26 protein-coding genes are annotated in these 26214 nt (G+C 74.5%); 16 read left to right on the forward strand and 10 right to left on the reverse strand.

The annotated features are described in order from the left end of the window. Window positions 1–151: 151 nt before the first annotated feature. From ABZ805_RS25520 to ABZ805_RS25530, 3 genes are read right to left on the reverse strand one after another with little or no spacing between them, the layout of a single operon-like run. Window positions 152–1150, reverse strand: coding sequence for an acyl-CoA dehydrogenase family protein (locus ABZ805_RS25520; RefSeq protein ID WP_358445200.1), 999 nt, complete (start codon window positions 1148–1150; stop codon window positions 152–154). Then, complete coding sequence (locus tag ABZ805_RS25525) at window positions 1147–2307, reverse strand: acyl-CoA dehydrogenase family protein (protein ID WP_358445203.1); 1161 nt, start codon at window positions 2305–2307, stop codon at window positions 1147–1149. Before ABZ805_RS25525 ends, ABZ805_RS25520 begins: the two co-directional genes overlap by 4 nt. A 13-nt stretch (window positions 2308–2320) precedes the next feature. Further along, on the reverse strand, window positions 2321–3181 hold the full coding sequence (locus ABZ805_RS25530; protein WP_358445206.1) for an enoyl-CoA hydratase: 861 nt from the start codon (window positions 3179–3181) through the stop codon (window positions 2321–2323). A 129-nt stretch (window positions 3182–3310) separates the two neighbouring features. On the opposite strand from ABZ805_RS25530, the gene ABZ805_RS25535 reads away from it, so the two are divergent. The 3 genes from ABZ805_RS25535 to ABZ805_RS25545 all read left to right on the forward strand — a co-directional run bounded on the left by ABZ805_RS25535 (window position 3311) and on the right by ABZ805_RS25545 (window position 5990). Continuing rightward, window positions 3311–4492, forward strand: coding sequence for an acyl-CoA dehydrogenase family protein (locus ABZ805_RS25535; protein ID WP_358445209.1), 1182 nt, complete (start codon window positions 3311–3313; stop codon window positions 4490–4492). Then, window positions 4489–5268 carry an SDR family oxidoreductase gene (locus tag ABZ805_RS25540; RefSeq protein ID WP_358445212.1) on the forward strand — a complete coding sequence of 260 codons (780 nt, stop codon included), beginning with the start codon at window positions 4489–4491 and terminating at the stop codon, window positions 5266–5268. The genes ABZ805_RS25535 and ABZ805_RS25540 overlap by 4 nt, the downstream gene beginning before the upstream one ends. A 95-nt stretch (window positions 5269–5363) precedes the next feature. After that, the gene (locus ABZ805_RS25545) at window positions 5364–5990 is read left to right on the forward strand and encodes a TetR/AcrR family transcriptional regulator (RefSeq protein ID WP_358445215.1); all 627 of its coding nucleotides are present in this window, start codon (window positions 5364–5366) and stop codon (window positions 5988–5990) included. On the opposite strand, the gene ABZ805_RS25550 is transcribed toward ABZ805_RS25545, so the two are convergent. From ABZ805_RS25550 to ABZ805_RS25565, 4 genes are read right to left on the reverse strand one after another with little or no spacing between them, the layout of a single operon-like run. Continuing rightward, entirely contained in the window at window positions 5971–7029 is a 1059-nt protein-coding gene (locus ABZ805_RS25550; protein WP_358445270.1) for a nitronate monooxygenase, read from the reverse strand. The two genes, ABZ805_RS25545 and ABZ805_RS25550, sit on opposite strands and share 20 nt — an antisense overlap. Window positions 7030–7040: 11 nt before the next feature. Further along, window positions 7041–7790 carry a CoA-transferase gene (locus ABZ805_RS25555; RefSeq protein WP_358445217.1) on the reverse strand — a complete coding sequence of 250 codons (750 nt, stop codon included), beginning with the start codon at window positions 7788–7790 and terminating at the stop codon, window positions 7041–7043. Then, on the reverse strand, window positions 7787–8650 hold the full coding sequence (locus tag ABZ805_RS25560; protein WP_358445220.1) for a CoA-transferase: 864 nt from the start codon (window positions 8648–8650) through the stop codon (window positions 7787–7789). The genes ABZ805_RS25555 and ABZ805_RS25560 overlap by 4 nt, the downstream gene beginning before the upstream one ends. 5 nt (window positions 8651–8655) lie before the next feature. Next, the gene (locus ABZ805_RS25565) at window positions 8656–9414 is read right to left on the reverse strand and encodes an enoyl-CoA hydratase family protein (RefSeq protein WP_358445223.1); all 759 of its coding nucleotides are present in this window, start codon (window positions 9412–9414) and stop codon (window positions 8656–8658) included. A 124-nt stretch (window positions 9415–9538) separates the two neighbouring features. Here ABZ805_RS25565 and ABZ805_RS25570 point away from each other — a divergent pair, with 124 nt between their 5' ends. The 4 genes from ABZ805_RS25570 to ABZ805_RS25585 all read left to right on the forward strand — a co-directional run bounded on the left by ABZ805_RS25570 (window position 9539) and on the right by ABZ805_RS25585 (window position 13714). After that, on the forward strand, window positions 9539–10306 hold the full coding sequence (locus ABZ805_RS25570) for an SDR family oxidoreductase (protein ID WP_358445226.1): 768 nt from the start codon (window positions 9539–9541) through the stop codon (window positions 10304–10306). Between the two features lie 30 nt (window positions 10307–10336). Continuing rightward, a complete protein-coding gene (locus tag ABZ805_RS25575; RefSeq protein WP_358445229.1) occupies window positions 10337–11245 on the forward strand; it encodes an SDR family oxidoreductase in 909 nt (302 codons plus the stop codon). A 31-nt stretch (window positions 11246–11276) separates the two neighbouring features. Further along, window positions 11277–12443 (forward strand): acetyl-CoA C-acetyltransferase, encoded by a 1167-nt coding sequence (locus ABZ805_RS25580; protein WP_358445232.1) that lies wholly within the window; start codon window positions 11277–11279, stop codon window positions 12441–12443. A 239-nt stretch (window positions 12444–12682) separates the two neighbouring features. Further along, entirely contained in the window at window positions 12683–13714 is a 1032-nt protein-coding gene (locus ABZ805_RS25585; protein WP_358445235.1) for an MBL fold metallo-hydrolase, read from the forward strand. Between the two features lie 29 nt (window positions 13715–13743). Here the strand turns inward: ABZ805_RS25585 and kstR are convergent, their stop codons facing one another. Continuing rightward, window positions 13744–14373 carry a cholesterol catabolism transcriptional regulator KstR gene (kstR, locus tag ABZ805_RS25590; protein WP_358445238.1) on the reverse strand — a complete coding sequence of 210 codons (630 nt, stop codon included), beginning with the start codon at window positions 14371–14373 and terminating at the stop codon, window positions 13744–13746. A 146-nt stretch (window positions 14374–14519) separates the two neighbouring features. Between kstR and ABZ805_RS25595 the strand changes: the two genes are divergently transcribed. From ABZ805_RS25595 to ABZ805_RS25605, 3 genes are read left to right on the forward strand one after another with little or no spacing between them, the layout of a single operon-like run. Continuing rightward, window positions 14520–15761, forward strand: a complete 1242-nt coding sequence (locus ABZ805_RS25595; protein ID WP_358445241.1) for a glycosyltransferase family 4 protein — start codon at window positions 14520–14522, stop codon at window positions 15759–15761. Continuing rightward, entirely contained in the window at window positions 15755–16480 is a 726-nt protein-coding gene (locus ABZ805_RS25600) for a class I SAM-dependent methyltransferase (RefSeq protein ID WP_358445244.1), read from the forward strand. The genes ABZ805_RS25595 and ABZ805_RS25600 overlap by 7 nt, the downstream gene beginning before the upstream one ends. Further along, complete coding sequence (locus ABZ805_RS25605; RefSeq protein ID WP_358445247.1) at window positions 16473–17564, forward strand: prenyltransferase; 1092 nt, start codon at window positions 16473–16475, stop codon at window positions 17562–17564. The genes ABZ805_RS25600 and ABZ805_RS25605 overlap by 8 nt, the downstream gene beginning before the upstream one ends. A 67-nt stretch (window positions 17565–17631) precedes the next feature. On the opposite strand, the gene ABZ805_RS25610 is transcribed toward ABZ805_RS25605, so the two are convergent. Continuing rightward, window positions 17632–18303 carry a class I SAM-dependent methyltransferase gene (locus ABZ805_RS25610; RefSeq protein WP_358445250.1) on the reverse strand — a complete coding sequence of 224 codons (672 nt, stop codon included), beginning with the start codon at window positions 18301–18303 and terminating at the stop codon, window positions 17632–17634. A gap of 102 nt (window positions 18304–18405) precedes the next feature. On the opposite strand from ABZ805_RS25610, the gene ABZ805_RS25615 reads away from it, so the two are divergent. The 6 genes from ABZ805_RS25615 to ABZ805_RS25640 all read left to right on the forward strand — a co-directional run bounded on the left by ABZ805_RS25615 (window position 18406) and on the right by ABZ805_RS25640 (window position 25500). Next, entirely contained in the window at window positions 18406–20577 is a 2172-nt protein-coding gene (locus ABZ805_RS25615; protein WP_358445253.1) for an acyl-CoA dehydrogenase, read from the forward strand. An 82-nt stretch (window positions 20578–20659) separates the two neighbouring features. Continuing rightward, the gene (locus ABZ805_RS25620) at window positions 20660–21748 is read left to right on the forward strand and encodes an acyl-CoA dehydrogenase family protein (protein ID WP_358445255.1); all 1089 of its coding nucleotides are present in this window, start codon (window positions 20660–20662) and stop codon (window positions 21746–21748) included. A 9-nt stretch (window positions 21749–21757) separates the two neighbouring features. Continuing rightward, window positions 21758–22921: an acyl-CoA dehydrogenase family protein gene (locus ABZ805_RS25625; protein WP_358445258.1), complete on the forward strand. Its 1164-nt coding sequence runs from the start codon at window positions 21758–21760 to the stop codon at window positions 22919–22921. Between the two features lie 16 nt (window positions 22922–22937). Continuing rightward, entirely contained in the window at window positions 22938–23906 is a 969-nt protein-coding gene (locus tag ABZ805_RS25630; protein ID WP_358445261.1) for an OB-fold domain-containing protein, read from the forward strand. A 71-nt stretch (window positions 23907–23977) separates the two neighbouring features. Beyond that, complete coding sequence (locus tag ABZ805_RS25635; protein ID WP_358445272.1) at window positions 23978–24334, forward strand: acyl dehydratase; 357 nt, start codon at window positions 23978–23980, stop codon at window positions 24332–24334. Then, complete coding sequence (locus ABZ805_RS25640) at window positions 24331–25500, forward strand: lipid-transfer protein (RefSeq protein WP_358445264.1); 1170 nt, start codon at window positions 24331–24333, stop codon at window positions 25498–25500. Before ABZ805_RS25635 ends, ABZ805_RS25640 begins: the two co-directional genes overlap by 4 nt. Window positions 25501–25582: 82 nt before the next feature. Here ABZ805_RS25640 and ABZ805_RS25645 read toward each other — a convergent pair. Beyond that, on the reverse strand, window positions 25583–26214 hold a 632-nt coding region (locus ABZ805_RS25645; RefSeq protein WP_358445267.1), incomplete at its 5' end, for a 4'-phosphopantetheinyl transferase superfamily protein.

A 26214-nucleotide genomic window follows, 5' to 3' on the forward strand; every position in this document is an offset into this window, starting at 1 on the left:
GGTGGCTCCGCCACAGGAGAAATCGCTGTCCTCGCGAGGGAACAGCTGAGAACCCGCCGCGGTGCCGGTGGCGTACGTGGTCGTCAGCTCAGCGGCTGCGCCGCTGACAGGAGAACGATCTGGCCCGGCACCCGGGTTCGTGGATGGGGTGTCAGGTTCCGATGTTCGTGGTGTTCCCGGTGGCGAGGGCGTCCGCGATGCGTCGCCGGTGCCAGGACGGGCCGCCCCAGGCACCGCGCAGCGCGGTGGCCTTCAGCGACCAGAGGTGCAGCGGATGTTCGGCGGTGTAGCCGATCGCGCCGTGCACCTGCAACGCGGTGCGCGCGGCCAGGTGCGCGGCCTCGGCCGCCGCGAGCTTCGCCGCCGACGCGTCGCGCGGTGCGAGCGGTGTGCCCGCGTCCCGCGACAGGCACGCCCCGTGCAGCAGCGGCCGCGCGAACTCCAGCCGCAGCGCCACGTCCGCCAGCCGGTGCTTGACCGCCTGGAAGCTCCCCACCGGCCTGCCGAACTGGTGCCGGTCCCGCACGTGCCGCACCGAGTCGTCCAGCAGTCGCCGCCCGATGCCGAGCAGCTGCGCCGCGCACGCCAGCACCCCGGCGTCGAACGCCGCCGCCGGGTGCGCCCCGGCCACCGCGGTGCCCGCGGAACCGAGCGCGCAGAGCCGCCGCGCCGGGTCGATCGACCGCTCCGGCGCACCGACGGGCTCCGCCCGGAACACCTGCGGCCCGGCGCAGCGGTACGCGGCCGCGGCCACGTCGGCGTCCAGCGCGCGCGGCACCACCTCGTCGAAGGCGACCGCGAACACCGCCCGGCCGACGGCGAGTTCCGGCAGCCGGTGCTGATCGTCGCTGCCCGCCAGCAGCGCGGGCGCGACCGCCACGGTCTCCACGACCGGACCGGGCAGTCCCGCGTAGCCGAGTTCTTCCAGGCACACCGCGGTCTCCACCGCGCCCAGCCCGAGCCCGCCGAGCTCGCCGGGCACCGCGACGCCGCACACCCCCACCTCGCCGAGCCGCTCCCAGCAGCCCCACCACGGCGCCGCGTCCCCGCCCGCCCAGGCGCGCGCCACCGCGGGCCCGTCCGCGCCGGTCAGCAGCGCGCGCAGCGACTCGGCCATGTCCTGCTGGGCGGTGGTGCGGGTGAACCTCATCGCGGCTCCCGGGGCAGGCCGAGCAGCCGCTCGGCGACGACGTTGCGCTGGATCTCGTTGGTGCCCGCGTAGATCGGCCCGGCCAGCGCGAACAGGTGGCCCTCCGCCCACGACCCGCCGTCCGGCGCGCCCGGGGAGTCGGCGGCCAGCTCGCCGTCCGGGCCGAGCAGCTCCAGCGCCGTCTCGTGCAGCGCGATGTCCAGTTCGGACCAGAACAGCTTGCTGCGGCTCGCCTCCGCGCCGATCCGCGCCCCGTCGAGCACCTCCGTCACCGTCTCGAAGGTCGCCAGCCGGTAGGCCTGCGCGCCGACCCACGCGTCCACCACCCCATCCCGCACCTCCGGGTCCGCGTCGCGCGCCCGCCAGGCCCGCACCAGCCGGCGCGCCGCCGCCAGGAACCGGCCGGGGCTGCGCAGCGACAGGCCGCGTTCGCTGCTCGCGGTGCTCATCGCGACCCGCCAGCCCTCGCCGACGCCGCCGAGCACGTCCTCGTCCGGCACGAACACCTCGTCCAGGAAGATCTCCGCGAACGCCGGTTTCCCGTCCAGCCGGGGGATCGGGCGCACCACCACGCCTTCGGCGTCCAGCGGGAACAGGAAGTAGGTGAGCCCGCGATGCCGCTGCGCGTCCGGATCGGTGCGGAACAGCCCGAACGCGCGGTCGGCGAAGGCGGCCCGCGAGCTCCACGTCTTCTGCCCGGACAGCCGCCAGCCGCCCGGCACCCGGTGGGCGCGGCTGCGGATCCCGGCGAGGTCGCTGCCCGCCTCCGGTTCCGACCAGGCCTGCGCCCAGATCTCCGCCCCGGACGCCATCGGCGGCAGGTAGCGCTCCCGCTGCCGCGGCGTGCCGTGCTCGAACATCGTCGGCGCCAGCAAGAAGATGCCGTTCTGCCCGACCCGGCCCGGCGCCCCGGCCGCGTGGTACTCCTCCTCGAACAGCAGCCACCGCACCAGGGACGCGTCCCGGCCGCCGAACTCCACCGGCCAGGACACCACCGACAGCCGGGCTTCGTGCAGGACGCGTTCCCACGCGCGGTGCGCGGCGAACCCGGGCGCGGTCTCCAGCGACGGCAGCGGTTCCGGCGGCAGGTGGGCCGCGAGCCACGCCCGCACCTCGTCGCGGAACGCCAGGTCCTCGGCGGAGAAGCTCAGGTCCACGGCGGCCTCCGGTTCAGCGAGTCGGGCCGTCGTCGGCGGCCCGTTTCATGCCCTTCGCGTCCATCCCGGCGAGCGAGTCGCCGCCGACCTCGGCGTTGTGCGCGTGCGCCAGGTGGTGCAGCCCGAACGCCGAGTCGAGTCCGCTGTGCCTGCCCATCAGGTCCTCGGCCTGGTTGACGGCCTTCTTCGCCAGCGCCAGCCCGAACCGGGGCATCGCCGCGACCTCCGCGGCCAGCGCCAGCGAGGTCTCGGCGAGCCGGTCGGGCGGCACCACCTCGGTGACCATGCCGATCTCGTGCGCCCGCCGCGCGCTCAGCTTCCTGCCGGTGAACAGCAGTTCCTTCGCGACCCGCGGCCCCAGCACCCACGGGTGCACGAAGTACTCGACGCCCGGAATCCCCATCCGCACCACCGGATCGGCGAAGAACGCGTCCTCGGCTGCCACGACCAGGTCGCACACCCACGCCAGCATCAGCCCGCCCGCCACGCACGCGCCCTGCACGCTCGCGATCACCGGTTTCGGCATCTCCCGCCAGCGGCGGCACATGCCCAGGTACACCTCCTGCTCGCGGGCGAAGCGGGACTCGCCGCCGGACTTGCCGACGTGGCCCCACCACAGCCCGGCGCGGCGCTCGAAGTCCACGTCCGCGTCCCGGCCGGGCGAGCCGATGTCGTGGCCCGCCGAGAAGTGCTCGCCCGCCCCGGCCAGCACGATCGTCGCGACCTCGTCGTCGGCGCAGGCCCGGTAGAAGGCGTCGTCGAGCGCGTAGGTCATCGCGGAGTTCTGCGCGTTGCGGTACCGCGGCCGGTTCATCGTCACCACGGCGGTCCGCTCGACCCGCTCGTAGCGCACCACCGGTTCGTCGTCGGCCATCGTCTGCTCCTCGTCGCGGGAGTCGCCCGGCCACCCGAGGCTAACCGACACTAGCAAGTGCTTGGTAGGGGTTGATTTTCGGCTGCACTGCTGGAGAATCCGAACCGCGAGGTGGAAGGCGGTGCCCGGATGGATCTCACCGACAGCCCGGCCGAAGCGGCGTTCCGCCGCGAGGTCCGCGACTGGCTCGGCGACCACCTCACCGGCGAGTTCGCCGACGCCCGCGGGCTGGGCGGGCCGGGGCGCGAGCACGAGGCGTTCGAGGTGCGGCTCGCCTGGGACCGGCTGCTCGCGGCGGGCGGCTGGACCTGCCTGGGCTGGCCGGTGGAGCACGGGGGCCGCGGTGCCTCCACCGCGCAGCAGGTGATCTTCCACGAGGAGTACGCGCGGGCCGAGGCACCGGTGCGCGTCGGCCACGTCGGCGAGGAGCTGCTCGGCCCCACGCTCATCGCCTTCGGCAGCGCGGAGCAGCGGCGCCGGTTCCTGCCGGAGATCGTCGCGGTCCGGGAGCTGTGGTGCCAGGGCTACTCGGAACCGTCCGCGGGCTCGGACCTGGCGAACGTGTCCACCCGGGCGCGCCGCGACGGGCCGGACTGGGTGATCGACGGGCAGAAGACGTGGACCTCGCTGGCGCACCAGGCGGACTGGTGCTTCCTGCTCGCCCGCACCGGACCGCCGGGGCAGCGCCACCGCGGGCTGTCCTGCCTGCTGGTGCCGATGCGGCAGCACGGCGTCGAGGTGCGGCCCATCGTCCAGCTCACCGGCACCTCCGAGTTCAACGAGGTGTTCTTCGACGGCGCCCGCACCGACGCCTCCCACCTCGTCGGCGAGGCCGGCGCGGGCTGGCGGGTCGCGATGGGCACCCTCGGCTTCGAACGCGGCGTCGGCACCATCGACCAGCAGGTGGTGTTCCGGCGCGAACTGGAACGCATCACCGCCCTCGCCCGCCGCAACGGGGCGATGGACGACCCCGTGCTGCGGGACGCGATCAGCAGGGCGTGGATCGGGCTGGAAGTGATGCGGTTCCACGCGCTGCGCACCCTGACCGGCGTCGCCGAGGGCACCGCGGGACCGGAGGCCTCCACCGCGAAGCTGTACTGGGCCACCTTCCACCGCGGCCTCGGCGAACTCGCGATGGAGGTCGCCGGAGCAGCCGGGCTGGTCGCGGCCGGCGCGCCGTACGAGCTCGACGAGCGGCAGCGGCTGTTCCTGTTCTCCCGCGCCGACACCATCTACGGCGGCTCCAACGAGATCCAGCGCACCATCATCGCCGAGCGGGTGCTCGGCCTGCCGAAGGAGGCCCGGCCGTGACCGCTCCCGCCGAACCCGCGCCGCACGCGCTGCTGACCGGCCGGACCGCGCTCGTCACCGCGGCCGCGGGCACCGGGATCGGCGCGGCCACCGCGCGCCGGATGCTGCGCGAAGGCGCCCGCGTCGTGCTCAGCGACCGGCACGAGCGGCGGCTGGAGGACACCCGGGCGGAACTCGCCGCGCTGCCCGGCGCGGAGGTGCTCGCGGTGCCGTGCGACGTCACCGACGAGCAGCAGGTGCGGCACCTGTTCGACGCCGCCACCAATGAGTTCGGGCGGCTCGACGTGGTCGTCAACAACGCCGGGCTCGGCGGCACGGCCGCGATCCAGGACATGACCGACGAGCAGTGGGACGGCGTCCTCGACGTCACCCTCAACGGCACGTTCCGCTGCACCCGCGCCGCGATCCGGCACTTCCGGGACGCCGGCGGCGGAGGAGCGGTGGTGAACAACGCCTCGGTGGTCGGCTGGCGCGCGCAGGCCGGGCAGGCGCACTACGCGGCCGCGAAGGCCGGGGTGATGGCGTTGACCCGGTGCGCCGCCCTCGACGCCGCCGAGCACGGGATCCGGGTGAACGCGGTGGCGCCGAGCCTGGTGCTGCACCCGCACCTGGCGAAGGTGACCTCCGCGCCACTGCTCGCGGAGCTCGAATCCCGCGAGGCGTTCGGCCGGTCCGCCGAGCCCTGGGAGGTCGCGAACACCATCGTGTTCCTCGCCTCCGACTACGCCACCTACCTGACCGGGGAAGTCCTCTCGGTCAGCAGCCAGCACCCCTGAGTCCCGGCGAGCGAGCACCGCAGGTGAGTGGCCCATTCGACCGAGCAGAACGGGTGAATGGGCCATCGACCTCGGCGTGGTGAGAGGATGGCGGCATGGTGGGAAGCAAGCGCTCGGCCGGGACGGCCGTGGAGGCGACCGGCTCGCGGCGGCGGGCGGAACTGCTCGCGATCGCCGCGGAACTGTTCGCCCGACGGGGATTCGTGGTCACCACCGTCCGCGAGATCGCCGACGCCGCGGGCATCCTGTCCGGCAGCCTCTACCACCACTTCGACTCCAAGGAGTCGATGGTCGACGAGATCCTGCGCGAGTTCCTCGGCTACCAGCAGGAGCTCTACGCCGAGGTGCTGCGCGAGGACCTCGACCCGCGCGCCACCATCACCGAGCTGGTGCGCCGCTCGTTCCAGGCCATGGACCGGTACCGCTCGGCGGTGACGATCTACCAGAACGAGGCCATGTACCTGGCGCAGTTCGACCGCTTCGCCTACCTGCGCCGCGCGGGCAACGACTTCGAGCGCACCTGGACCAAGGTGCTGCAGCAGGGGCAGCAGGACGGCGTGTTCCGCGACGACCTGCACGTCAAGATCGCCTACCGGTTCATCCGGGACACGGTGTGGACCACCGTGCACTGGTACAACCCGCGCGGCAGGCTCAACGCGCAGGTCATCGCCGACCAGCACGTGGCGCTGCTGTGCGAGGGGATCATGGCGCAGCGGGGCTGACCCTCGCGGCGGTCTCGCCGAGCACGCGGGCGGCGTCCGCGACGATCCGCGCCACCAGGTCCGCGCAACCGGGCAGCTCGTCGAGCGCGCCCACCACCTGCCCGGCGGGCAGCACGCCGGCCTCGGTGTCGCCGCGCACCAGGCCCGCCTCGATCAGCGCGGGCGTGTTGGCGGCCAGCAGCACCGCGCTCCACGGCATCTCGCGGCGGCGCCGCATCGACCGGCCTTCGGCGAGCACCGCGCGCCAGGTCAGCCCGCTGCCGGCCTTGAACGCCGCCGCCCGCCGCAGCGCGCCGGGCAGCCGCCGCCACCGGGATTCGGCGGTGTCGGTGAGCGCGCTGCGCAGCATCCGGTGCGGCATCCCGTCCACCCGCTCGGTCACCAGCGCCTCGTGCGCGCCCGCGGCGAGGTAGCGCCGCTTCACCTCGTCCGGCACCGGGCTGTCGCTGGTGAGCAGGAACCGGGTGCCCATCCCGATCCCGGCCGCGCCGTAGCAGAGCGCGGCGGCGAGCCCGCGGCCGTCGAAGAACCCGCCCGCGGCGATCACCGGCAGGTCCACCGCGTCCAGCACCTGCGGCAGCAGCACGGTGGTGGCGACCGGCCCGGTGTGGCCGCCGCCTTCGCCGCCCTGCACCAGCACCGCGTCCGCGCCCCACGCGGCGACCTTCTCGGCGTGCCTGCGCGCCCCGACGGACGGGATCACCACGACGCCCGCGTCCTTGAGCCTGCCGACGAGCCGTTCGGCGGGCAGCAGCGCGAACGAGGCGACCGGCACCCGTTCGCGGATGAGCAGGTCCACCCGTTGTTCGGCGTCGGCGGCGTCGGCGCGCAGGTTCACCCCGAACGGCCGGTCGGTGCGCTCCCGGACCTCCCGGATCGCGGCGGCCAGCCGCTCGTGGCTCATGGTGGCGGAGGCGAGGATGCCGAGCGCCCCCGCCTCCGCGGTGGCCGACACGAGCCGCGGCCCGGCGACCCAGCCCATCCCGGTCTGCACGATCGGATGGCGCACCCCGGTCAACCGGCACAGCGCGGTGTCCAGCCGCGGCGCGCTCACGCGGGCACCTCCCGGTGCCGCAGCCCGTCCGGGTCCAGCCTGCCGCGGATCAGCTCCAGCTCCTCGCCCGTGGGCACCCGGGTCTCGGCGACCGCGGAGGTGTCCAGCTCGAAGCCGGTGCGCTCCTGCACTTCGCGCACGGTCGTGCCCGGGTGCACCGAGCGCAGCCGCATCGTCCGGTCCGGCCCGGCGAAGTCGAGCACCGCCAGGTCGGTGACCACCACCCGCACGTCGTGGAACCGACCGGCGGCACCGGTGGCCCGGTCGTGCCCGACGCCGCAGACCAGGTCGACGCGTTCCACGAAGGTGCGCTCGCCGTGCTTCGGCACCCAGTAGTTCGTGACGTGGTTGACGCTGTTGCCCGGCGCCCCGCGCACCCCGATCAACTGCACCTTCGGCCGCTCCCACGGCCCGATGCGGGAGATGTTCTGGTTGCCGTGCCGGTCGAGCTGGGTGGCGCCCATCATCACCCGCCTGCGCCCGCCCGCGAGCAGGTCGAGGACCCGCCGGTACGGCATCCAGCCCTCGGCGGTGGCCGCCTCGGACTCGCGGCCCAGCGGGGGCGGTTCGGCCAGCAGCACCGCCTCCCCGTCGGTGAGCAGCAGGTCCGGGGCCGTGGTCAGCCGGGCCAGCCGGGCGCCGAGCGCGGGGATCAGCCCGAACGGGGAGGCCAGCACCTCCCCGGCGTCGCGCCAGCTGTCGGCGCAGGCCACGGCGCACACCTCCGCCCTGGTCGCGTCCATCACCCGTCCACCTCCCGCGCCGCGTCCACCGCGGCCTGGTAGGACCGTTCGTCCCCGGCGAGGAACTCGTCGTGGAACGCCCGCCAGCTCGCCTCGTCGGCGGCCGCCGCGGCGTAGCGGCGCTGGAACGCCTCGTCCCGCTCGTAGTCCGGGGCGCACGAGGTGAAGTGCGCGCCACGCGGGGTCTCCGCGACCGCGTCCACGTGGGTGCGGTCCAGCAGCAGCGACTGCACCGGCCCGGCCCGCAGCAGTTCCCCGGTCGGCACCACCCGTTCGCAGCTGAGGTAGCCGTGGTCGGCGGCGGCGCACATCAGGTCGTCGAAGTACGGGTCGGGCCCGAGGTACTGGGCGTTGCCGTGCCGGTCGGCGCGGTTGAGGTGCACCAGCGCCGCGTCCAGCCGCAGCGCGGGCATCGCCAGCAGCTCCTCGCCGTCCGGGTAGGGGGAGCGCACCGTGCGCAGCTCCGGGTTGAGCGCGGGCACGTCGGAGCCGAGCCCGGCGCGGGTCGGCAAGAACGGCAGCCGCGCCGCCGCGGCGCGCAGGCCCGCCAGCACCATGCCCTCGTCGTACTCGGCGACCGCCGGTTCTCCGCGCTGGCGCGCCGCCCGGAAGTGCGGGTCCAGCGGGATCGAATCCAGCGACACGAACCCGTGCACCACCTTCCGCAGCCTGCCCGCCGCGGCCAGCAGGCCGACGTCCGGGCCGCCGAAGGAGACCAGCGTCAGATCGCGCACCTCGGTGCGCAGGATCGCCCGCACCAGCGCCATCGGCTTGCGCCGGGAACCCCAGCCGCCGATGCCGATGGTCATCCCGCTGCGCAGGCGCCCCGCTATCTCGTCGGGGCTCACCAGCTTGTCCCGCACCGCCCTCACCGTCCCCGCTCGGAGTCGCCGTGCACGAACTCCGCCCGCGCCCGGTCGGACACCCCGCTGAGGTTGAGCTCGAAGGTGAAGCCCTGCTCGAACCGGTAGCTGCGGTGCACGTCGACCGGGTCGATGCCGTTGAGCGATTCCTTGGCCTTGCGGATGACCAGCGGGTCCTTCGCCGCGATCTCACCCGCGAGCTCCAGCGCCGCCGCGTGCAGCCGGGCCGGTTCGACGACGTCCCACACCGAGCCGAAGTCCGCGAGCCGCCGGGCCGAGACGGTGCGCCCGGTGTAGAACATGGCGCGCGCGAAGTGCGGCGGCACCAGCCGGGACAGGTGGGTGGCGGCGCCGAGCGCGCCCCGGTCCACCTCCGGCAGCCCGAAGTAGGCGTCCTCGCTCGCCAGCACCACGTCCGAGTTCCCGACCAGCCCGATGCCGCCGCCCAGGCAGAACCCGTGCACCGCGCTGAGCACCGGCACCGGGCATTCGTAGACCTCGCGGAAGGCCTCGTAGCAGCCGCGGTTGACCTCGATCAGCTTGTCGTGCCCGGGATCGGCGGCGAGTTCTTTGATGTCCACGCCCGCGTTGAACCCGCGGCCCTCGGCCCGCAGCACGAGCACCCGGACGTCGGGATCGGCGCCTTGCCCGCGGACGGCGGCGGCGAGTTCGAACCAGCCGCGCGCGGGGAGCGCGTTCACCGGTGGGTGGTCGACGGTCAGCACCGCGATTCCGTTGTCGTGGCGGTGGATTCGGACTGTCATGGCATCACCGAACCTAGCACTTGTTAGGTTGATCCTGATACGGTAGCAACCGCCGCGAAGTTCCCGCCAGAGGCGGCGCGGCACCGGATTTCCCCGCAGCCGCAACGAATTCCGGAGGGGTGTCATGGGCGTCGAGATCGACCTGTCCGGCAGGGTCGCGCTGGTGACCGGCGGGACGCGCGGTATCGGCGCGGGCATCGCGGCGGTGCTGCGGCGCGCGGGCGCGCGGGTGTGGGTGTGCTCCCGGAACCCGCCGGAGGTGCCGCCGGCGGCCGAGTTCCGGACGGCCGACGTGCGCGATCCGGACCAGGTGGACGAGCTGATCGCGGCGATCGTGCGCGCGGAGGGCAGGCTCGACGCGGTGGTGAACAACGCCGGTGGCGCACCGCCCGCGGACACCGCCACCGCCTCGCCGCGGTTCCACGCGAAGGTCGTCGAGCTGAACCTGCTGGCACCGCTGCTGGTCAGCCAGCGGGCGTGGCCGGTGCTGCGGGAGACCGGCGGCTCCATCACCATGATCAGCAGCGTGGCGGCGCGGCGGCCCGCGCCCACCATCGCCGCTTACGCGGCCGCGAAGGCCGGGCTGGAGAACCTGACCCGCACGCTCGCGCTGGAGTTCGCGCCCGCGGTGCGGGTGAACGCGGTCGCGGTCGGGGTGGCGAGCACCGAGAACTTCGCCGAGCACTTCGGCGCCACGGCGCGGGATTCCGGCTTCGCGGAGGGGATTCCGCTGGGCCGCCCGGCGGAACCGGAGGAGGTCGGCGCGTTGTGCGCGTTCCTCGCCTCACCGCTGGCGGGCTACCTGACCGGGGACGTGCTGTCCGTGCACGGCGGCGGTGAGCCGCACCCGAACCTGGCGCGGCCGGCCGAGCGGTTCCAGGCGCCGGGCTGATCGGCGCCCGACGACGAGCAGGAGGTGGCCGTGACGGGAATCTGCGCGGGCAGGGTGGTCGTGGTGACCGGCGCGGCCCGCGGCCTCGGCCGCGCCCACGCGCTGGAGTTCGCCCGCCAGGGCGCGTCGGTGGTGGTCAACGACATCGGCGTCGGGCTCGACGGCGCCGGTGGGGACGCGGCGGCCGCCGACGCGGTCGTCGCGGAGATCCGGGACGCCGGAGGTGAGGCCGTCGCCGACGGGTCCGACGTGGCCGACTGGGCGCAGGCCGAGCGGCTGGTGGGGCGCGCGGTGGAGACCTTCGGGCGGCTGGACGTGCTGGTGAACAACGCGGGCTTCGTGCGGGACCGGATGCTGGTGAACCTCGCCGAACAGGAGTGGGACGAGGTGCTGCGCGTCCACCTCAAGGGCCACGCCGCGACGGTGCGGCACGCCGCCGCGCACTGGCGGGACCGGGCGAAGGCGGGGGAGCGGGTGGACGCGCGGATCGTGAACACCTGCTCCGGCGCGGGCCTGCTCGGCAGCGTCGGGCAGGGCAACTACGCGGCGGCGAAGGCGGGCATCGCCGCGCTGACGGTGAACGCGGCCGCCGAGCTCGGCCGCTACGGCGTCACCGCGAACGCGATCGCCCCGGCGGCGCGCACCCGGATGACCGAGCAGGTGTTCGCCGCCGACATGGCCCGCCCGGACGGGGACGGCTTCGACGCGATGGCGCCGGAGAACGTCTCCCCGCTGGTGGTGTGGCTCGGCAGCGCCGAATCGGCCGCCGTCACCGGCCGCGTCTTCGAGGTGCAGGGCGGCGAGGTGCGGCTGATGACCGGCTGGCGCCACGGCGCGGGCGACGACGCGGGCCGGCGTCGCGATCCGGCGGAACTCGGCGCGGTGGTGCACGACCTGCTGCGCCGCGACCCCGCACCGGAACCGGTGTACGGGGCGTGAATCCGAACAGGGCCGGAACGACGGGAGCGACATGACCGAGGCGTACATCGTCGACGCGCTGCGGACCCCGGTGGGCAAGCGCGGCGGCGGGCTCAGCGGGGTGCACCCGGCGGACCTGTCCGCGCACGTGCTGCAGGCGCTGGTGCGGCGCACCGGTGCCGATCCCGGCGAGGTGGACGACGTGCTGTGGGGCTGCGTGGACGCGGTCGGCGCGCAGGCGGGCAACATCGCCCGCACCGGCTGGCTCGCCGCGGGCTTCCCGGAGCACGTGCCGGGCGTGACGATCGACCGGCAGTGCGGTTCCTCGCAGCAGGCGGTGCACTTCGCCGCGCAGGCCGTGCTCAGCGGCACCGCGGACGTGGTGGTGGCGGGCGGGGTGGCGAACATGAGCGCCATCCCGATCGGCAGCGCGCTGCGCGCCGCGGAGGGGCTGGACTTCCCGGTGGCCTACGGGCCGGATTCGGGCTCGCACGGCTGGCAGCGGCGCTACGGCGACGCCGAGGTGACCCAGTTCCGGGGCGCCGAGCTCATCGCGCGCCGCTGGGGCGTCACGCGGGAGGAGATGGAGGAGTTCGCGCTGCGCAGCCACCGGCGGGCGATCACCGCGATCGACGAGGGCCGCTTCGACGCCGAGCTGGTGCCGGTCGCCGGGGTCGAGCGGGACGAGGGGCCGCGCCGGGACACCGGGCCGGAGAAGCTGGCCGCGCTCGCGCCGCTGCGGCCGGACGGGCTGCTCACCGCCGGGGTGTCCAGCCAGCTCTCCGACGGCGCCTCGGCGCTGCTGGTCGCCTCGGAACGGGCGGTGGCCGCGCACGGCTGGCGCCCGCGGGCCCGGATCCACCACCTGAGCGTTCGCGGCGACGATCCGGTGCTGATGCTGTCCGCGCCGATCGAGGCGACCCGGCACGCGCTGCGCCGGGCGGGGCTGTCCGCTGCCGACCTGGACGTGGTGGAGATCAACGAGGCGTTCGCGAGCGTGGTGCTGGCCTGGCAGCGGGAGATCGACGTGGATCCGGCGAAGGTCAACCCGAACGGCGGCGCGATCGCGCTGGGGCATCCGCTGGGCGCGACGGGGACGAAGCTGATGGCGACCCTGCTGGGCGAGCTGGAGCGCACCGGTGGGCGCTACGGCCTGCAGACGATGTGCGAGGGCGGCGGGACCGCGAACGTCACCGTCCTCGAACGGCTCGGCGGTTGACGCGGCCGGGGCCACGTGGCGGGGATCACCGATCCGATGTCAGGATTCCTGCTCGGTGGGGCCATCGCTGGTCGGCCGGGTGCGGATGGGTCCGCGCGCCCGTCCGCGGGGCGTCGAACCAGGCCGGACGGCGCTCCGGGCCCCACCCGGGAGGTGTGTTCTAGACCGCACGTGACCTTCTGAGGACATTTCACGTTTACCTTGCCAGGGGCGAGGTTGTGATCCGGGAGGTTCGGTTGGTGGACGTGGACGTGGCGCGCGGGCGGCACGAGTGGATCGAGCCGGGTGCGTTCGAGGTCGCGCCCGGGGTGCACCGGATTCCGCTGCCCATGCCCGGCGACGGTCTGCGCGCGGTCAACGTCTACGCCCTGGAGGACGGCGACGGGCTCGCCCTCGTCGACGCCGGGTGGGCGCTGCCGGAGGCGCGCGAGGCGCTGGAGAGCGCCCTCGGGCTGTTGGGGCGCGGGATCGGCGACGTGCGCCGGTTCCTGGTCACCCACCTGCACCGCGACCACTACACCCTCGCGGTGCGGCTGCGCGCCGAGACCGGCGCCACCATCGCCCTCGGCGCGGGCGAACGCCCCTCGCTGGAGGCGCTGCTGGACGGCACCGCGGACCGGCAGCTCGGCAAGCTGGAACGCGCCGGCGCCGACGAGCTCGCCGCGATGGTCCGCGACGCGCTGGTCGGCGACGGCGGCGGACCGGAGCAGGACTACGAGCAGCCCGACGAGTGGCTGCCGGACGGCGCCGAGGTCCGGGTCGGCACCCGGACGCTGCGCGTGCTGGAGACCCCCGGCCACACCCGCGGGCACGTCGTGTTCGTCGACGCGGCGAACGGGCTGCTGTTCGCCGGGGACCACGTGCTGCCGCACATCACCCCATCCATCGGCCTGGAGGCCGCCCGCACCCCGCTGCCGCTCGGCGACTACCTGAGCTCGCTGCGGCTGGTCGGCGAGCTGCCGGACCTGCGGCTGCTGCCCGCGCACGGGCCGGTCACCGGCAGCGCGCACGCCAGGGTCGCCGAACTCCTCGACCACCACGAGCGCCGCCTCGACCAGACGGAGGCCGCGGTGCTCGCCGGTGCGGCCACCGGTTTCGAGACCGCGAGCGCGCTCGGCTGGACGCGCCGGGAGCGGGCCTTCGCCGAGCTGGACGAGTTCAACCGGATCCTGGCCGTCGGCGAGACCCTGGCGCACCTGGACGTGCTGGTCGAGCGCGGCCGCCTGCACCGGTCCACTTCGGACGGTGTCGACCGCTACCGGCAGGCGTGATGGGACGGCGGCACGGCGCGCGCCCGGATTCAGCGCAGCAGCAGGCGAACCGTGAGCTCCAGCCGGTTCGCCACGTCGGTGGCCGAGGCGCGGCGGGTCACCCAGGCGACCAGGTTGGACAGCCACACGTCCGCGATCACGCGGGCGATCGCGCGCTGCTCGTCGGTCGGCTCCTCGTCGCCGGTGGTCATCGCCCCGCTGAACAGGGACTCGGTCAGCGCGCCGACGGCGTCCACCTCGGTCGCCGCCGAGGTGTCGGCGAACATGAACGCCCGCGTCATCGCCTCGGTCAGCTGCGGATTGCGCTGCATGGTGCGGGTCGTGCGGGACAGCACGTGCAGCACCCGGTCGTACGGGGTGTCGCCGGGGATCTTGCTGCGGTCCAGCCGGTCCAGCGAACGCTCGAACTCGCGGGCCAGGCCGGTCACCAGCAGGTGGATCTTCGACGGGAAGTACCGGTAGAGCGTTCCCAGCGCCACGTCGGCCTTCTCCGCCACCGCGCGCATCTGCACGGCCTCGTAGCCGCCCTTCCCGGCGAGGGCGATGGTGGCGTCGATGATCCGCTTGCGGCGCGCGTTCTGCGCCGCCGAACCGCCCTGGTCGTCGGCCAGCAGGCTCGCCGCGCTGCTCGCGGCACCGCGTCGCGGCATGGCGTTCATGAGGTCGGTCCTCTCGTGCGTCGGTCTCGCTGCGCCGCCCGCGCGGGCGGCGTCCCTCCCGGCGGGGCTGCGCCGGCCGCATGCCTGGATGAGAACATGTTCCACTCTACCCGTTGCGTGCCGCGGCGGCCCTGCGAGGTGAATTCGTGCGAGTAGCGCTGCTGTCGTACCGGAGCAAGCCGCACTGCGGCGGGCAAGGCGTCTACGTCCGGAACCTGAGCCGCGAACTGGTCGCGCTCGGCCACCGCGTCGAGGTGTTCTCCGGTCCGCCCTACCCGGACCTGGACCCGGGCGTCGAGCTGACCCGGGTGCCGAGCCTGGACCTGTACCGGGAACCCGACCCGTTCCGCACCCCGCACTGGCGGGAGCTGCGCGACCTCACCGACGTGCTGGAGGTCGCCACCATGTGGTCGGCGGGCTTCCCGGAACCGCTCACGTTCAGCCTGCGCGCGGCGAAGCTGCTGCGGGCGCGCGCCGACGAGTTCGACGTGGTGCACGACAACCAGTGCCTCGGCTACGGGCTGCTCGGGTTGCGCCGCGCCGGGTTGCCGCTGGTGGCGACCGTGCACCACCCGATCACCCACGATCGCAGGCTGGAGCTGGCCGCGGCCGAGGGCTGGCGCCGGTTCGGCGTGCGCCGCTGGTACGGGTTCCTGCGGATGCAGGGCCGGGTGGCGCGGCGCATCCCCGAGCTGCTCACCGTCTCGGAGTCCTCGGCCCGCGACATCGTCGAGGACTTCGGCGTGGAACCGGGACGGCTGCGGGTGGTGCCGCTCGGCGTGGACCACGAGGTTTTCCGGCCGCCGCAGCGCCCGCGGGTGCCCGGCCGGATCGTCGCGATGGCCAGCGCGGACACCCCGCTCAAGGGCGTCGGCACGCTGCTGGAGGCGGTGGCGAAGCTGCGCACCGAGCGCGAGGTGGAACTCGTTCTCATCGCCTCGCCGACGCCGGGCGGGCCGACCGAGCGGCTGATCGACGAGCTGGACATCTCCGGCGCGGTCCGCACCGTCAGCGGCATCAGCGACGAGGAGCTCGCCGAGCTGGTCGGTTCGGCCGAGATCGCCTGCGTGCCCTCCCTCTACGAGGGCTTCTCGCTGCCCACGGTGGAGGCGATGTCCTGCGGCACCCCGCTGGTCGCCAGCCGCGCGGGCGCGATCCCGGAGGTCGCCGGACCCGACGGGGAGTGCGCCGACCTGGTGCCGCCCGGGGACGCCGAAGCGCTCGCCGGGGCGCTCGGCGCGCTGCTGGACGACCCGGAGCGCAGGCGCCGGATGGGCGAGAACGGCAGGCAGCGGGTGCTGCGCGAGTACAGCTGGGCGTCGGTGGCCGCGGCCACCGCGGAACGGTATGCCGAAGCGGAGGCGGAAATGGTGGGCAAGCGGTGCTGACGGTGGATTTCGACCTGCTCGGCGTGCGGGCGGGTCAGCGGGTGCTGGACCTCGGGTGCGGTGCCGGACGGCACTCCTTCGAATACCTGCGGCGGGGCGCGAACGTGGTGGCCTTCGACCAGGACACCGAGGCGCTCGCCGAGGTGGAGACGATGTTCGGCGCGATGGCCGCCGCCGGTGAGGTGCCGGAGGGGGCGTCGGCGACGACGGTCAGCGGGGACGCGCTCGGCCTGCCGTTCCCGGACGACCACTTCGACCAGGTCATCGCCTCCGAGATCATGGAGCACATCCCGGAGGACGAGAAGGCCATGCGCGAACTGGTGCGCGTGGTGCGTCCCGGCGGCCGGGTCGTGGTGACGGTCCCGCGGCAGTGGCCGGAGCGGATCTGCTGGGCGCTGTCCGACGAGTACCACCAGGTCGAGGGCGGGCACGTGCGCATCTACCGGCGCGAGCAGTTGATCGGCCGGTTGCGGGAGGCCGGGCTGCGCGAGGTGCACCACCACCACGCGCACGCGCTGCACTCGCCGTACTGGTGGCTCAAGTGCGCGGTGGGCGTGGACAACGGGGACCACCCGCTGCCGAAGCTCTACCACAAGCTGCTGGTGTGGGACCTGATGCAGAAGCCGTGGCTGACCCGGACCGTCGAGTCCGCGCTGAACCCGGTGCTCGGCAAGAGCCTGGCGGTGTACCTGTACAAGCCGGGGGTCGTGGGTGCCTGACCTGCCGGCCGTCGACGGGGTGATCTCCGCGCCGCAGGTGCGGGAGACCGCGCGGTCCATCGCCGCGGTGCAGCTGCGCTCCGGCGCGGTGCCGTGGTTCCCCGGCGGGCACGTGGACCCGTGGGACCACGTGGAGTCGGCGATGGCCCTGTCGGCGGCCGGGCTGACCGCCGAGGCGGAACGCGCCTACGAGTGGTTGCGGGCGACGCAGCGCGCGGACGGTTCGTGGCCGCTGCAGGTGCGGGACGGCGCGGTGGAGGACGCCGCGTCGGACAGCAACTTCTGCGCCTACCCGGCGGTCGGCGTCTGGCACCACGTCAGCACGACCGGCGACGACGGGTTCGCCGAGCGGATGTGGCCGGTGGTGCGGCGGGCGATCGACTTCGTGCTGGGCCTGCAGCAGGTCCGCGGCGAGGTCGCCTGGGCGCGGGGCACCGGCGGCGAGGTCGCGGGGGAGGCGCTGCTGGCGGGCAGCGCCAGCATCCACCACAGCCTGGTGTGCGCGCTGGCGCTGGCCGAGCACCTCGGCGTCGCGCAGCCGGACTGGGAGGTGGCGCTGGAGCGGCTGGCGCACGCGCTGCGCCACCACCCGGAGGCGTTCGCGGCGAAGGACCGCTACGCGATGGACTGGTACTACCCGGTCCTGGGCGGGCCGCTGCGCGACGCCACCGGCCACGACCGGATCATGCGGCGCTGGTCGGACTTCTTCGTCGACGGGCTCGGCGTGCGGTGCGTGGACGACAACCCGTGGGTGACCGGCGCGGAGACCTGCGAGCTGGTGCTGAGCCTGGAGCTGCTGGGGCGGCGGGAGCTGGCGGTGCAGGCGCTGGCCGCGATGCAGCACCTGCGCGAGGAGGACGGTTCGTACTGGACCGGCCTGGTCTACTCCGACGGCAAGCGGTGGCCGGTGGAGCGCACCACGTGGACGGGGGCGGCGGTGGTGCTGGCCGCGGACGCGCTGTGCCGCGCGACGCCGGGCGCCGCGATCTTCCACACCGCCCGCCCGGGCCCGCCCGCGGGCGCGCGCCCGGTCGACGACGCCTGCGGCTGCCCCGCGCGGCTCTCCGAACTGGTCACCGACTAGCAGATGAATGGCCCATTCGACCGGTCTCACCGGTCCGATGGGCCATTCACCTGGTGTGGGAGCGGGGTCAGAGGGTGCCGGTTTCGCCCGCGATGCGTTCCAGCACGCGCAGCGAGCCGACCTGGCGGACCTCCCGGAAGTTCCCGCCGTCGATCGCGCGCCGGTAGATCCGGTACGGCGCCTGCCCGCCGTCGGCCGGGTCCGGGAACACGTCGTGGATGACCAGCGCCCCGCCGGGGACGACCCACGGCGCCCAGCCTTCGAAGTCGGTGTTCGCCGCGTCGTCGGTGTGCCCGCCGTCGACGAACAGCAGGTTCAGCGGGCTCCGCCAGAACGACGAGGTGGTGCGGGAGCTGCCGACGACCGCGACCACCTCGTCCTCCAGCCCCGCGTCGGCGATCGTGCGGCGGAACACCCCGAGCGTGTCGAGCTTGCCGACCTGCGGGTCGACCAGGTCCGGGTCGTGGTACTCCCAGCCGGGCTGGTGCTCCTCGGAACCGCGGTGGTGGTCGACGGTGACGATGCGGCCGCCGGTGGCGCGGGCCGCCGCGCCCAGGTAGATCGTCGACTTCCCGCAGTAGGACCCGACCTCGACGGCCAGCCCGGTGCCGAGGAAGTCGAGGGCGGCGCGGTGCAGCGCCAGCCCTTCGTCGGCGGGCATGAAGCCGATCGCCCGCTCGGCCTTCGCCGCGAGTTCGGGCGGCAGGCTGGGGGTGTCGGTCGCGGCGGTCGGTGTCACGTGAGTCCTTTCGGGTCCGGCTGTCCCGCCGAGCCTACGCAGGAACACCCCGAATCAGGTAGAACGTGTTCTACCAATGGTTCCTCGGCGTGGGAGGGCGCGATGCCGATCGCGAGCACCGACTTGCAACGCGACGTGCGGGACTCGATCCGGGCGTGGGCCGACCGGCTCGACGGCACCGGCGAAGTGCGGTCCCGCGAGGAACCCGACACCCGGTGGGCGCCGGGCCGGTCCTGGGCCGAGCTGGCCGAGCTGGGGGTGTTCGCCATCGCCGTGCCGGAACGCGCCGGTGGCGCGGGCGGCGGCGTCGCCGACCTGGCGGCGGCCCTCGAAGCGGTGGCCGAAGCGCTGCCGCCCGGGCCGATCTCCTCGACCTGCGCGGCCGGCGTGCTGCTCGGCCGCGGTGGAGATCTCCCCGCCGTGCTCCCGGAAGTGGCCGCGGGGAAGGCTCCGGTGGCCGTCGCGGCCGGGTCCGGACGGCTGGTCGCCGAAGGGGGTCCGGGCGGCGGACTGCTCGTGTCCGGAGTGGTCGATCCGGTGCCGTCCGCACCGGACGCGGCGCACCTGCTGCTCGCCGCGCGCGGTCCGGACGGGCGGGACGCGTGGTTCCTGCTCGACGCGGACCGCGCCCGGATCGAGCCGCGCCGCGCGCTGGACTTCTCCCGCTCGCTGGGCCGGATCGAGCTCGCCGCGGTCGAGGTCGGGCCCGACGCGCTGCTGCCCGCGCTGGACACGGCGCGGGTCCGCGACGTGCTGGTGACCCTCGCGGCCGCCGAGGCCTCCGGGGTCGCCGGGTGGTGCCTGCGCGCGGCGGTGGCGCACGCGGGCACCCGCGAGCAGTTCGGCCGGGTGATCGGGAGCTTCCAGGCCGTCAAGCACCTGTGCGCCGAGATGCTGTGCCGCGCCGAGCAGATCGCCGCGCTCGCCTGGGACGCGGCGCGCGCGCTCGACGAGGACTCCGGCCAGCACCCGCTCGCGGCCGCCGCGGCCGGGGCGGTCGCGCTGGACGCCGCGGTGGACGCCGCGAAGGACTGCGTGCAGGTGCTCGGCGGCGTCGGCTTCACCTGGGAGCACGACGCGCACCTGCACCTGCGGCGCGCGGTGGCGCTGCGGCAGTGGCTCGGCGGCGGCGGGTGGCGGGCGCGCACCGCCGAACTCGCCCTCTCCGGTGCCCGCCGCACTCTCGGCGTCGGCGGCGACCTGCCCGCGGACGTGCGGGAGCGGCGCGCGGAAGTCCGCGCCACCGCCGGAGAACTCGCGCGCACCCCGGCCGGTGCGCTGCGGGCGCGGCTGGTCGACACCGGGTACCTCGCCCCGCACTGGCCCCGCCCGCACGGCCTCGCCGCCGGGCCCGGGCTCCAGCTGCTGATCGACGAGGAGCTGCGTGCCGCCGGAGTCGTCCGCCCGGATCTGGTGATCGGTGGCTGGGCGGTGCCGACGCTGCTCGAACACGGCACGGACGCGCAGCGGGAGCGGTTCGTGCGGCCCACCGCGCTCGGCGAGATCACCTGGTGCCAGCTGTTCAGCGAACCCGAGGCCGGGTCCGACCTGGCCGGGCTGCGCACCCGTGCCGAACGGGTGCCGGGCGGCTGGCGGCTGCACGGGCAGAAGGTGTGGACCTCGATGGCCCGCGAGGCGCACTGGGCGATCTGCCTGGCCCGCACCGATCCGGACGCGCCGAAGCACCGCGGCATCACCTACTTCCTGGTGGACATGGCCGCCGACGGCATCGACGTGCGCCCCTTGCGGGAGATCACCGGCGAGTCGGTGTTCAACGAGGTGTTCCTGGACGGCGTGTTCGTGCCCGACGAGCAGGTGGTGGGCGAGCCCGGCCAGGGCTGGCGGCTGGCGCGCACCACCCTGTCCAACGAGCGGGTCGCGATGGGCGGCGGTTCCGCGCTGGGCGCGGACGTGGAGGCGCTGCTGGCGGTGGCGCGCGCGGCCGACGATCCACGCCTCGACCAGGTCGGGGCGCGGGTGGCGGAAGGCCTGTCGGTGTCGCTGCTGCGGCTGCGGGCGACGCTGCTGAGCCTGGAAGGACGCGATCCCGGCGCGCAGGCGAGCGTGGAGAAGCTCGTCGGGGTGCGGCACCGCCAGCAGGTCGCGGAGACCGCGCTGGAGCTGCTCGGGCCGGAGGGCGCGGCGGCCGACGGCGCCGCGGCGGGGCCGGCGCGGGAGTTCCTGCTCAGCCGCTGCCTGAGCATCGCCGGGGGCACCACGCAGGTGCTGCGCACGGTCGCGGCCGAGCGGGTCCTCGGCCTGCCGCGGGGGTGAACGCTTGCGGACGGACCGCTCTTCCGGCTAGAACTAGAACAAGTTTCATCCAAGGTACGGCTGTGCGACGCGGGGGGCCGATGTGGATTTCGCGCTCGACGACACGCATGAATCGTTGCGGGAACTGGCGAACGACGTCCTCACCCGCGAACGCGATCGGAGCCGCGGTGCGCCTGGCGGGAGCGAAGCCGAAACCGGTTCTCGTACCTGGAAGGCGCTGGCCGCCGCCGGGCTGCTCGCGCTCGCCGTACCGGAGCGACTCGGCGGCGCCGGGCTCGGCCCGCTGGCCACCGCCGTGCTGCTCACCGAAGTAGGCAGGCACGCCGCGCCGGTCCCCGCCCTGGCGACCACCGCGTTCGGCGTGCTGCCGGTGGCCCGGCACGGCACCCGCGACCAGCAGGACCGGCTGCTCGCCGAGGTCGGGTCCGGGCAGGTGCTGACCGCCGCGCTCGGCGAACCCTCCGCGCCGCTGACCGCCGCGCCTCGTACCTCGGCGCGGCCGGACGGCGCGGACCTGCTCGTCACGGGCACCAAGACCGCTGTGCTCGCCGTCGACGCGGCCCGCGAGATCCTCGTCCCGGTCACCGTCGAAGGCGGCGGGACCGCGGTCGCGCTCGTGCGGCCCGACGCGGCCGGCGTCGCACTGGACCCGACCCCGCTGTCCGGCGGCACCGCGTGGACGGTGCGCTTCGAGCGGGCGCGCGGCGAACGGCTCGGCGGTGCGGACGCGCTGCCCGACCTGCTGCGGTGCGCGCGGGCCGGGATCTGCGCGCTCGGCGACGGCGCCCTCGCGGGCGCGCTCGCGCTCACCACCGAGCACGTGCGCACCCGCACCCAGTTCGGCAGGCCGCTCGCGGCGTTCCAGGCCGTGGCCGGGCAGATCGCCGACGTGCACATCGCCGCCCGCACCCTGCACCTGGCGGTGCTCGCCGCGTGCTGGCGGCTCGACGAGCGGCGCCCCGCGGACGATGACCTCGCGGTCGCCGCCCTGTGGCTCACCGACCAGGCCCCTGCGGCACTGCACACCTGCCACCACCTGCACGGCGGCATCGGGCTCGACATCACCTACCCGCTGCACCGGCACCACGCGCTGGTGAAGGACCTGACCAGGCTGCTGGGCGGCCCCGGGCGCGCGGTGGACGCCCTGGCCGACCGGCTCGCACCGCGGTGAGGAGCACCCGTGTTCATCGACTGCACCGAGCAGCAGCAGGCGCTGCGCGCCGAACTGCGCGAGTACTTCGGCGGCCTGCTCAGCGACGCGGAACGCGCCGCGATGGGCACCGACCGGCACGGCGCGGTGTTCCGCGACGTGGTGCGGCGGATGGGCCGCGACGGGTGGCTCGGCGTCGGCTGGCCGGAGGAGTACGGGGGCCGCGGTTTCGGCCCGGTGGCCCAGCACATCTTCGCCAGCGAGGCGGCGCGCGCCGACGTGCAGCTGCCCTCGGTCACCCTGCAGACCGTCGGCCCGACGCTGCTGGCGCACGGCACGCCGGAGCAGAAGGCGCACTTCCTGCCGAAGATCCTCGCCGGGGAGCTGCACTTCGCCATCGGCTACACCGAACCGGACGCGGGCACCGACCTGGCCGCGCTGCGCACCCGCGCGGTCCGCGACGGCGACGACTACGTGGTGGACGGGCAGAAGATCTTCACCACCGGCGCGCACGACGCCGACCACATCTGGCTGGCCTGCCGCACCGACCCGGACGCGCCGAAGCACCGGGGCATCTCGATCCTCATCGCGGACACCACCGACCCCGGCTACTCGTGGACGCCGATCATCACCTGCGACGGGGCGCACCACGTCAACGCCACCTACTTCAGCGGCGTCCGGGTTCCCGCATCGCGGCTGGTGGGGGAGCAGGACCGCGGCTGGCGGCTGATCACCACCCAGCTCAACCACGAGCGGGTCATGCTCGGGCCCGCCGGGCGCCTCGACGGCATGGCCGCGCGGGTCCGGGACTGGGCTGCGGTGCGCCACGACCCGGACGGCACCCCGCTGGTGGAACTGCCCGACGTGCGCCGCGCCCTGGCGCACGCGCACGCCTGCACCCGGGTGAACGAACTGCTGAACTGGCAGGTCGCCGCGGGCGGGCCGGTGGCGGCGGCGGACGCCTCGACGACGAAGGTGCTCACCTCCGAGCGGATCCAGTCCTTGGGCAGGCTGTTCGAGGAGGTGGTGGCCCGGCACGGCGACCCCGCCGACCCCGGCACCGGGCGGCTGCTGGACTGGCTGGACGTGCAGGCCAAGCGGAACCTGGTGCTCACCTTCGGCGGCGGCGTCAACGAGGTCCAGCGGGAACTGATCGCCACGACCGGACTCGGGCTGCCCCGAGTTCCCCGGTGAAGCGGAGGGTACGGCGATGGACGTGCAGGTGGGACGGGACGTCGATGCGGAGGTCCGGGCGGCGGCCGAGCGGATCCGGGCGGCGGGGGAGTCGGGGCCGCGGCTCGCTCGGGACCCGGTGAACCAGCCGATGATCAACAACTGGGTGGAGGCGCTGGGCGACGAGAACCCCGTCTACACCGACGAATCCGCGGCCGCCACGTCCGTCCACGGTGGACTCGTCGCGCCGCCCGCGATGGCGCAGGTGTGGACGATGCCCGGGCTGCGCCCCGACTTCGACACCGACGACCCGCTGCACGCGATGATGACCGAGCTGGACGGGCACGGCTTCACCTCGGTGGTGGCGACGAACAGCGAGCAGACCTACCACCGCTACCTGCGCCACGGCGAGCGGATCGGCGTCACCACCCGGCTCGAATCGGTGGTCGGCCCCAAGCGCACCGCGCTCGGCGAGGGCTGGTTCGTCACCACCCGCAGCACCTGGTACTCCGGGGCGGAACCGGTCGCCGAGATGATGTTCCGGATGCTGAAGTTCCGCCCACCGCAGCAGGAGTCGCCCGAACCGATCGCCGAACCTGAACCGGCCCCCGCCATCCTGCCCGCCGTCAACCGGGACACCGCCTACTTCTGGGCGGGCACCGCCCGCCGCGAGCTGCGCATCCAGCGCTGCGGCGGGTGCGGCCTGCTGCGCCACCCGCCCGGCCCGATGTGCCCGGAGTGCGGCGCGACCTCGCCGACGCACCTGGTCGCCGCCGGTCTCGGCGAGGTCTACAGCTACGTGGTGCACCACCACCCGCCGCTGCCCGGCAAGGCGCTGCCGCTGGTGATCGCGCTGGTGGAGCTGGACGAAGGGGTGCGGATGCTCGGCGAGCTGCACGGCGTCGAACCGGACCGGGTCGAGATCGGCCTGCGGGTGCAGGTGGACTACCGGGCCGAAGGTGAGATCACCACGCCGTTCTGGCGGCCGACCGGAGGTGCCGCATGACCACGTTGCCACGAACCCGGACCGCCACCGAGGTGCGGGTGGGGGAGTCGCTGCCGGAGGTGCGGGTGGCGATGACGCCCACCTTCATCGTCAGCAGCGCGCTGGCCACCCGCGACTTCCAGGACGTGCACCACGACCGGGACCTGGCGCAGGCCAAGGGATCCGCGGACATCTTCGTCAACATCCTCACCAGCACCGGGCTCGCGCAGCGCTACGTCACCGACTGGGCCGGACCGGAGGCGCTGGTGCGCGGGGTGGCGGTGCGGCTCGGCGCGCCCTGCTACGCGCACGACGTGCTGGCGCTGTTCGGGCAGGTGCTGTCCCGCTCGGACGACGGCGAGTTCGAGGTGGAGGTGCTGGGGCGCAACGGACTCGGCGAACACCTGCGCGGCACCGTCCGGGTCGCGCTGCCGGAGGGGGACGCATGAGCTTCGCGGGACGGACCGCCATCGCCGGGATCGGCGCCACCGAGTTCTCCAAGGACTCCGGCCGCAGCGAACTCCAGCTGGCCGCGGAAGCCGCGCGCGCCGCGATCGCCGACGCCGGGCTCGAACCGTCCGATGTGGACGGACTGGTGACGTTCACGATGGATGAGAACACCGAGATCGCGGTGGCGCGCGAACTGGGCGTGCCGGAGCTGCGGTTCTTCAGCCGGGTGCACTACGGCGGCGGCGCCGCCTGCGCCACCGTGCAGCAGGCCGCGCTCGCCGTCTCGGCCGGGGTCGCGGATGTCGTGGTGTGCTACCGGGCGTTCAACGAGCGCTCCGGGCACCGGTTCGGACAAGTGCAGGCCGCTGCGGCCGCCGCACCCACCTCGTCCGGAGTGGACAACAGCTGGAGCTACCCCGTCGGGCTCGGCACCCCGGGCGCGCAGGTCGCCATGTTCGCCCGCCGCTACCTGCACGAGTACGGCGCCACCAGCGAGGACTTCGGCCGGGTCGCCGTCGTCGACCGCGCGCACGCGGCCACCAACCCGAACGCCTGGTTCCACGGTCGTCCCATCACCCTCGCCGAGCACCAGGCGTCCCGGTGGATCACCGAACCGCTGCACCTGCTGGACTGCTGCCAGGAGAGCGACGGCGGCGTCGCGCTCGTCGTGGTCAGCGCCGAACGGGCCCGGGACCTGCCGCACCCGCCCGCGGTCGTGGCCGCGGCGGCGCAGGGCAGCGGGCCGGACCAGTTCACCATGACCAGCTACTACCGCCAGGAGCTCGCGGCGCTCCCGGAGCTCGGGCTGGTCGCCCGCCAGCTGTGGGGGCAGGCCGGGTTCGGGCCGCAGGACGTGCGGACGGCGGTGCTCTACGACCACTTCACGCCGTTCGTGCTGGTGCAGCTGGAAGAACTCGGGTTCTGCGGGCGCGGGGAGGCGCGGCACTTCATCGCCGACGGCGGCATCGGGCTGGACGGGCGGCTGCCGGTCAACACGCACGGCGGTCAGCTCGGCGAGGCCTACGTGCACGGCATGAACGGCATCGCCGAAGCGGTCCGCCAGCTCCGCGGCACCGCCGCGAACCAGCTCACCGACGTGCCGAACGTGCTGGTCACCGCCGGAACCGGCGTCCCCACCAGCGGGCTCGTGCTCACCGCCGACTGACCCGACGCGTCGCAGGTGAACGGCCCATTCGCCCACGCTGCGTGGTCCGATGGGTCATTCACCTGCGGTGGGGTGCGCGAGATCAGCGCGGCAGGCGGGTGATGGCGGTGATGATGAGCCCGTCGTCGGCGAGCCAGCGGCCGGTGAACGAGCTGAGCGGTTCGCCCTCCACCTCGGGCCCGGTCTTGAGCAGCCGCGCGGAGAACGTGCCGTCCCGGTCGAGGGTGAGGTCGGCGTCCTCGAACCCCAGCCACTCCCGGGCGAGCGGGAACCACGCCTTGTACACGGATTCCTTGGCGCTGAACAGGATCCGGTCCCAGTGCACCGAGGGGTCCGCGGTGGACAGCGCCGCGATCCGCGGCCGTTCCGCCGGCAGCGTCACCGCGTTGAGCACCCCGTCCGGCAGCGCGTCGTGCGGTTCCGCGTCGATGCCGACGGTGAGCACCGAGTCCCGCAGCCCGACGACGGCGGCCCGGTAGCCGGCGCAGTGCGTCATGCTGCCGACCACCCCGTCCGGCCAGCCGGGCGCGCCGCGCTCACCGGGCAGCAGGGGCGCGGCGGGCACCCCGGCCTTCGCGAGGGCGGTGCGGGCGCAGTGCCGCACGGTGGTGAACTCGCGGCGCCGCTTGTCCACGGCGCGCGCGATGACCGCGGCCTCCGCGTCGAACAGCCAGGCCTCGGGCGGGTCGGTGCGGGTCTCCTCCCAGGCGAGCT

It is taken from the genome of Saccharopolyspora sp. NPDC047091 (genome assembly GCF_040643635.1).
Taxonomy (GTDB): Bacteria; Actinomycetota; Actinomycetes; order Mycobacteriales; family Pseudonocardiaceae; genus Saccharopolyspora_C.

Bases quoted from the DNA above. Each gene is read 5' to 3' on its own strand.
- ABZ805_RS25520 (WP_358445200.1), bottom strand. From the start codon at position 1,150: ATGAGGTTCACCCGCACCACCGCCCAGCAGGACATGGCCGAGTCGCTG.
- ABZ805_RS25530 (WP_358445206.1), bottom strand. From the start codon at position 3,181: ATGGCCGACGACGAACCGGTGGTGCGCTACGAGCGGGTCGAGCGGACC.
- ABZ805_RS25535 (WP_358445209.1), top strand. From the start codon at position 3,311: ATGGATCTCACCGACAGCCCGGCCGAAGCGGCGTTCCGCCGCGAGGTC.
- ABZ805_RS25545 (WP_358445215.1), top strand. From the start codon at position 5,364: ATGGTGGGAAGCAAGCGCTCGGCCGGGACGGCCGTGGAGGCGACCGGC.
- ABZ805_RS25565 (WP_358445223.1), bottom strand. From the start codon at position 9,414: ATGACAGTCCGAATCCACCGCCACGACAACGGAATCGCGGTGCTGACC.
- ABZ805_RS25570 (WP_358445226.1), top strand. From the start codon at position 9,539: ATGGGCGTCGAGATCGACCTGTCCGGCAGGGTCGCGCTGGTGACCGGC.
- ABZ805_RS25580 (WP_358445232.1), top strand. From the start codon at position 11,277: ATGACCGAGGCGTACATCGTCGACGCGCTGCGGACCCCGGTGGGCAAG.
- kstR (WP_358445238.1), bottom strand. From the start codon at position 14,373: ATGAACGCCATGCCGCGACGCGGTGCCGCGAGCAGCGCGGCGAGCCTG.
- ABZ805_RS25615 (WP_358445253.1), top strand. From the start codon at position 18,406: ATGCCGATCGCGAGCACCGACTTGCAACGCGACGTGCGGGACTCGATC.
- ABZ805_RS25630 (WP_358445261.1), top strand. From the start codon at position 22,938: ATGGACGTGCAGGTGGGACGGGACGTCGATGCGGAGGTCCGGGCGGCG.
- ABZ805_RS25635 (WP_358445272.1), top strand. From the start codon at position 23,978: ATGACGCCCACCTTCATCGTCAGCAGCGCGCTGGCCACCCGCGACTTC.
- ABZ805_RS25640 (WP_358445264.1), top strand. From the start codon at position 24,331: ATGAGCTTCGCGGGACGGACCGCCATCGCCGGGATCGGCGCCACCGAG.